General features: G+C 70.9%; 6 protein-coding genes and 2 pseudogenes. 2 read left to right on the top strand and 6 right to left on the bottom strand.

The annotated features are described in order from the left end of the window. Positions 1-347 (top strand): annotated as a pseudogene (locus CCL05_RS38095) (tetratricopeptide repeat protein); the annotation flags it as partial. A gap of 6 nt (positions 348-353) precedes the next feature. Here CCL05_RS38095 and CCL05_RS38100 read toward each other — a convergent pair. The 4 genes from CCL05_RS38100 to CCL05_RS38120 all read right to left on the bottom strand — a co-directional run bounded on the left by CCL05_RS38100 (position 354) and on the right by CCL05_RS38120 (position 4,389). Beyond that, the gene (locus CCL05_RS38100) at positions 354-1,301 is read right to left on the bottom strand and encodes a M28 family metallopeptidase (RefSeq protein ID WP_086565201.1); all 948 of its coding nucleotides are present in this window, start codon (positions 1,299-1,301) and stop codon (positions 354-356) included. 157 nt (positions 1,302-1,458) lie between these two features. Next, positions 1,459-1,932, bottom strand: coding sequence for a VOC family protein (locus CCL05_RS38105; protein ID WP_086565202.1), 474 nt, complete (start codon positions 1,930-1,932; stop codon positions 1,459-1,461). Positions 1,933-2,391: 459 nt separating this feature from the next. After that, positions 2,392-3,405, bottom strand: coding sequence for an EamA family transporter RarD (rarD, locus tag CCL05_RS38115; RefSeq protein WP_244204541.1), 1,014 nt, complete (start codon positions 3,403-3,405; stop codon positions 2,392-2,394). A 129-nt stretch (positions 3,406-3,534) separates the two neighbouring features. Continuing rightward, the gene (locus CCL05_RS38120; RefSeq protein WP_086565203.1) at positions 3,535-4,389 is read right to left on the bottom strand and encodes an SDR family oxidoreductase; all 855 of its coding nucleotides are present in this window, start codon (positions 4,387-4,389) and stop codon (positions 3,535-3,537) included. Between the two features lie 91 nt (positions 4,390-4,480). Here CCL05_RS38120 and CCL05_RS38125 point away from each other — a divergent pair, with 91 nt between their 5' ends. After that, positions 4,481-4,867, top strand: a complete 387-nt coding sequence (locus CCL05_RS38125; protein ID WP_086565204.1) for a winged helix-turn-helix transcriptional regulator — start codon at positions 4,481-4,483, stop codon at positions 4,865-4,867. Positions 4,868-4,901: 34 nt separating this feature from the next. Here the strand turns inward: CCL05_RS38125 and CCL05_RS38130 are convergent, their stop codons facing one another. Continuing rightward, complete coding sequence (locus CCL05_RS38130) at positions 4,902-5,981, bottom strand: 2-oxoacid:ferredoxin oxidoreductase subunit beta (RefSeq protein WP_086565205.1); 1,080 nt, start codon at positions 5,979-5,981, stop codon at positions 4,902-4,904. Next, positions 5,974-6,478: pseudogene (locus tag CCL05_RS38135) on the bottom strand (2-oxoacid:acceptor oxidoreductase subunit alpha); the annotation flags it as partial. The pseudogene CCL05_RS38135 and the gene CCL05_RS38130, both read right to left, overlap by 8 nt.

Here is a 6,478-nt window from a genome sequence, read left to right on the forward strand (position 1 = left end):
AGTTCGCGCAGCCGGAGCACCCCGAGGTGCTCCGGCTGCGCGAACTGACCGCGTACATCTCCTACCTGGCCGGCGACCCGCTCCGGGCCTTCCGCCTCTCCCTCGACCTGGCCGGCGCCCGCCGCCGTACGGGCGACGCGGAGGCCGCCTACGGCAACGTGCGGAGCGCGGCCACCGCCTGGCGCGCCGTGCGCGACCCGGCGGTGGGACTGGAGCTGGGGCGGGACCTGATCGGCCTGTGGACCGAGCTCGCCGCCGAGGACGGCCCCGCCGCCGAGGAGATCGAGCAACTGGAGTCGGCCCGCGCCCGTATGGGCCGGCTGACCGAACGCGCCCGCAACCAGTAGGCGCCGTTACTCCGACAGCTCCCACACCGCGTACGCGACGGCGTCGCTGTTGCGGTCCAGGGCGGTGTCGTCGATGTTCGCGGTGGTGTCGCAGGAGGAGTGGTAGCAGCGGTCGAAGGCCCGCCCGGCCGTGCCGCCCCACTTGGCCGCCTGCGCCGCCGTCTTGGTCCGGCTCGCCCCGGTGAACAGGCCGCCCACCGGCACCCCCGCGCTCTTGAAGGGCGCGTGGTCGGAGCGGCCGTCGCCCTCGGTCTCGATCTCGGTCGGGACGCCGAGGCCGCTGAAGTACTCCTTGAAGGTCTTCTCGATCGCCGGGTCGTCGTCGTAGACGAAGTAGCCGGGGTTCGGGGAGCCGATCATGTCGAAGTTCAGGTAGGCGCTGATCCTCGAACGGTCCCCGGTGGCCAGCTGGTTGACGTAGTACCGGGAGCCGACCAGGCCGAGCTCCTCCGCGCCCCACCACGCGAACCGCAGGTGCTTGGCGGGCTTGTACTGCGCCCGGGACACGGCGAGGGCGGTCTCCAGGACGGCGGCCGAGCCGGACCCGTTGTCGTTGATGCCGGGCCCGGAGGAGACGCTGTCGAGGTGTGAGCCGGCCATCACGACCTGGTTCGCGTCGCCGCCCGGCCAGTCGGCGATCAGGTTGTAGCCGGTGCGGCCGGAGGCGGTGAACTGCTGGACCGTGGTGGTGTACCCGGCCGCGTCCAGCTTCGCCTTGATGTGGTCGATCGAGGCCTTGTAGCCGGCGCGGCCGTGCGCGCGGTTGCCGCCGTTGGCCGTGGCGATGGACTGGAGCTGGGCCAGGTGGGCCTTGACGCCCGCCAGGGGTATGTCGGGCGCGGCGGCCGGTCTCGGGGGAGCGGACGCGGCGTCCGCCACGGCACCGCCGGTCAGGAGCATGGCGGTCGCCACGGCACCCGACGCCACGGCACGCGCGGAAACGGAGAGCTTCATGTGGGGGCTCCGGATTCCATGGGGAAGCCCGTGGGATGTCCACGGGCAGCCCACAGTGAATGGGGTGCCTGGATGGTGAAGCTGGTACTGACTCTGCGTCAAGAGACGTATCCGGCCAGGGCGTTGTGAGGAGCCGGACCGCCGGTGCCCGGGACGGTCACTGCACGCAGAACTCGTTCCCCTCCGGGTCCGCCATCACGACCCACGCGCCGCCCTGCTCCGCCACCCGCCGCAGCACACGCGCGCCGAGCCCCTCCAGCCGCGCCACCTCCTCCTCGCGCCGCCCCTCGCCCGGGTGCAGATCGAGGTGGAGCCGGTTCTTGACCGTCTTCGCCTCCGGCACCCGCTGGAACAGCAGCCGCCGCCCCAGCCCCGTCCCGCTCTCCTCCTCGAACGGGTCCTCGGGGTGCCGTACGGCGACCAGGTCCCGGAAGGCGCGCCGCCCGTGGAACTCGACCGTGGCCTCTTCGGGCAGGGCCCCGAAGCCGAGCAGCTTCTCGATGAGGGCGCTGTTGTCCTCGGCCTCGTACCGCAGGGCGGCGGCCCAGAAGTCGGCCTGCGCATGCGGATCGTTCGCGTCGATGACGATCTTCCAGTGCACGGGGGCGGGTGATGCCGGGGTCTGTGTCATGTGACCAGTTATACGGCGCCCCGTGCCGGGAACTGAGGGCGACGGGCGGCCCCGGGGAGTTCACGTGCTCCCGCCGGGCTCCTACCTGCAGGAAGTCCGCGGCTGGTCGCCCCTCCAGACGGCGGTGGCCCTGATCGTCATGGGCGTCGACGTCGTCCTCGCCCCGACGCTCACCCCGAGACTGGTCGCCCGCTTCGGCAACGCCCAGGTGATCGTCGGCGGCTTCGTCCTGGCCGTGATCGCGTACGGGCTGTTCCTGCCCGTCGGCATGGACTGGTCCTACGCCGCGATGTTCCCCACCCTGTTCCTGTCCGGCCTCGCCTTCGCCCTGGCCTACGGGCCGCTGACGATCGCGGCCACGGACGGGGTCATCGGGTCGGAGCAGGGCCTGGCCGGCGGGCTGCTGACCACCGCCACGCAGTTCGGCTCCGCCATCGGCATCGCGGCGGTGACCGCGGTCTACGGCCTGGCGTCCACCGGGTCCGGCCCCGAGGCCACGCTGTCGGCGTTCCGGGTGGCGCTGACCGTGCCGGTGGCCCTGGTGGTGCTGGGCGCGCTGATCTCACTGGTCAGCGCGCGGGAGGCCCGGCGGGCGGCGCGCAGGGCGTCCCAGGTGAGCAGCGTCAGCGCCAGCCACACCAGCGCGAACCCGGCCCAGCGCTCCGGCGGCATCTCCTCGTGGAAGTAGAAGACGCCGAGGAGGAACTGGAAGACCGGCGTCAGGTACTGCAACAGGCCGATCGTGGACAGGGGCACGCGGATGGCGGCGGCGCCGAAGCAGACCAGGGGCAGCGCGGTGACGATCCCGGCCGAGGCGAGCAGCGCCGCGTGCCCCGCGCCCTCGGCGGCGAAGGTGGACTCGCCCCGCGCGCTCAGCCACACCAGGAAGCCGAGCGCGGGCAGGAACTGGACCACGGTCTCGGCGGCCAGCGACTCCACGCCGCCGAGGTTCAGCCTCTTCTTCACCAGCCCGTACGTGGCGAAGGAGAAGGCGAGGCCGAGGGAGATCCACGGGGGCCGGCCGTAGCCGACGGTCAGCACGACGACCGCCGCGGCGCCGGTCCCGACGGCCAGCCACTGCACCGGCCGCAGCCGCTCCTTCAGCAGCAGCACACCCATCGCGATGGTGACCAGCGGGTTGATGAAGTACCCGAGCGAGGCCTCGACGACGTGCCCGGAGTTCACGGACCAGATGTACAGGCCCCAGTTGAGGGTGATGAAGATCGCGGCGACCGCGACGAGGCCCAGCCTGCGCGGCTGCCGCAGCAGCTCACCGGCCCAGGCCCAGCGGCGCAGCACGAGCAGGGCGGCACCCACGAAGACCAGCGACCACACCATCCGGTGGGCCAGGATCTCCAGCGCCCCGGCGGGCTTCAGCAGGGGCCAGAACAGCGGAACGAGCCCCCACATCCCGTAGGCCGCGAAGCCGTTCAGCAGTCCTATGTGCCGCTCACCCCTCGGTTTGCCGCTCACGGGCCCCTCCTCCGTACGTGTGTTCCGCGTCCACGACGGTAACGCCGAGCGCCCCCGGCTGTCATGCCCGTATCGGTATACGGTCATGACAGCCGGGGGTGGGGCGGCTGAAGGGCTCGCCGGGGGAGTTCAGCCCTTGAGCGCCGCGGCGATGGCCTCGGAGAACGGGGTGGTCGGGCGGCCGGTCAGCCGGGACAGATCGCCGGTGGAGACGACCAGCTCGCCCTTCTCGATGGAGGCGTCCACGCCCGCGAGCGTCTGCGCCAGCGGCTCGGGCAGCCCGGCGCCGGTCAGGATCCCGGTGAGCACCTCGGTCGAGACCGCGTTGTAGGTGATCTCCTTGCCGGTCTGGCGGCTCAGCTCGGCCGCGTACTCGGCGAAGCTCCACGCGGTGTCGCCGCCCAGCTCGTACGTCTTGTTCTCGTGCCCCTCGCCGGTCAGCACCGCGACGGCGGCAGCGGCGTAGTCGGCGCGGGCGGCGGAGGAGACCCTGCCCTCGCCGGCGGCGGCCACGACCGCGTTGTGCTCCAGCACCGGGGCGAGGTTCTCGGTGTAGTTCTCGTGGTACCAGCCGTTGCGCAGCAGGGTGTAGGGCACGCCGGAGGCCGGCAGCAGTTCCTCGGTGCCGCGGTGGTCGTCGGCGAGGGCGGCGGTCAGCGGGCCCGGGGCGCTGGTGTAGGCGAGCAGAGCCACACCGGCCGCCTTGGCGGCGTCGATGACGACCTTGTGCTGCTGCACGCGGCCCTTGTCGAATTCGTTGCCGGAGACCAGCAGCACCTTGTCACCGGCGGAGAAGAGTCCGTCGAAGGAGGCCGGGGCGTTGTAGTCGGCCAGTGCGATCTTCACACCGCGCTCCGCGAAGTCGGCGGCCTTCTCCGCGCTGCGGACGACCGCGGTGATCTGCTCGGCGGGGACCTTCTCCAGCAGCTGCTCCACGACGTGACGGCCGAGATGTCCGGTGGCTCCGGTGACGATGATGCTCATGAGGGTGACTCTCCTTGTGGGGTGCGATGACACTAACCCTACGGGAGGCGCTAACTCTTGGAAAGTACCCACTTTGAAGTAAGGTACTGGCATGGCAGTAAGTAACAGCGATGCCGAGGCCCTGTGCCCGTACCGGCTGGTGCTGGAGCACGTCACCAGCCGCTGGGGCGTGCTCGTGCTGATCGAGCTTCTGGACCGCCCGCACCGGTTCAGCGAGCTGCGCCGGGCGATCGGCCGTTATGCGGTGCGGGGCGTCAGCGAGAAGATGCTCACGCAGACGCTCCAGACCCTGGAGCGCGACGGCCTGGTCCACCGCGACGCCAAGCCCGTGATCCCGCCCCGCGTCGACTACTCCCTCACCGACCTCGGCCGCGAGGCCGCCGAACAGGTGCGCGCCCTCTCGACGTGGACGGAGCGGCGCATGGACGACGTGGAGAAGGCGCGGCAGGCATACGACGAGGCCCGGGCCGCGTCCTGAGACGGTCCCGGGCCTCGATCTGCGAGGGGCATGCTCAGCCGACGACCGTCCAGGTGTCGCCGCCCGCCAGCAGCGCCGCCAGGTCGCCCTTGCCGTGCTGCTCGATCGCGTGGTCCAGCTGGTCGGCCATCTGTGTGTCGTAGACGGGCCGGTCGACGGAGCGCAGGACACCGATCGGGGTGTGGTGCAGGGTGTCCGGGTCGGCGAGGCGGGACAGCGCGAACGCCGTGGTCGGGGACTCGGCGTGCGCGTCGTGCACGAGCACCTGGTCCTCGTTGTCCGGCGTCACCGCCACCACCTTCAGATCACCGGTCGCCGGGTCCCGGACGACACCCTTGGCCAGGTCGGCGCCGAAGCGGATGGGCTTGCCGTGCTCCAGCCGGATCACGGCCTCCTCGGCCCGCTGCTTGTCCTTGAGGGCGTCGAAGGCGCCGTCGTTGAAGATGTTGCAGTTCTGGTAGATCTCGATCAGGGCCGTGCCCTGGTGGGCGGAGGCCTGGCGCAGTACCTCCGTGAGGTGCTTGCGGTCGGAGTCGACCGTCCGCGCCACGAACGACGCCTCCGCGCCGATCGCCAGCGACACCGGGTTGAAGGGCGCGTCCAGCGAGCCCATCGGCGTCGACTTGGTGATCTTGCCGACCTCGGAGGTCGGCGAGTACTGGCCCTTGGTCAGACCGTAGATCCGGTTGTTGAACAGCAGGATCTTGAGGTTGACGTTGCGGCGCAGCGCGTGGATCAGGTGGTTGCCGCCGATGGAGAGGGCGTCGCCGTCGCCGGTGACGACCCATACCGACAGGTCCCGGCGGGAGCTGGCCAGGCCGGTGGCGATGGCCGGGGCGCGGCCGTGGATGGAGTGCATCCCGTAGGTGTTCATGTAGTACGGGAAACGGGAGGAGCATCCGATGCCCGAGACGAAGACGATGTTCTCCTTCGCCAGCCCCAGCTCGGGCATGAAGCCCTGCACCGCGGCGAGGATGGCGTAGTCGCCGCAGCCAGGGCACCAGCGCACTTCCTGATCGGACTTGAAGTCCTTCATCGACTGCCTGCCCTCGGCCTTGGGGACGAGGGAAAGCGCCTCGATGATGCCCGTGCCTTGTGTGGACGTCTCAGCCATCGATGGCCTCCTTCAGCGCCGCGGCGAGCTGCTCCGCCTTGAACGGCATACCGTTGACCTGGGTGTACGAGTGGGCGTCCACCAGGTACTTCGCCCGGATGAGCGTGGCGAGCTGCCCGAGGTTCATCTCGGGGATCACCACCTTGTCGTAACGCCCGAGGACCGCGCCGAGGTTCTTCGGGAAGGGGTTGAGGTGGCGCAGGTGTGCCTGCGCGATCGACTCCCCGGCCCGGCGCAGCCGCCGTACCGCGGCCGTGATCGGCCCGTACGTCGAGCCCCAGCCCAGGACGAGGGTCCGGGCGCCGTTCGGGTCGTCGACGTCGAGGTCCGGGACCTCGATGCCGTCCACCTTCGCCTGCCGGGTGCGCACCATGAAGTCGTGGTTGGCCGGGGCGTAGGAGATGTTGCCCGTGCCGTCCTCCTTCTCGATGCCGCCGATCCGGTGCTCCAGACCCGGCGTGCCCGGGATCGCCCACGGGCGGGCCAGGGTCTGCGGG

Origin of the sequence: Streptomyces africanus (assembly GCF_002150735.1) — a bacterium.
GTDB classification, from domain to species: domain Bacteria; phylum Actinomycetota; class Actinomycetes; order Streptomycetales; family Streptomycetaceae; genus Streptomyces; species Streptomyces africanus.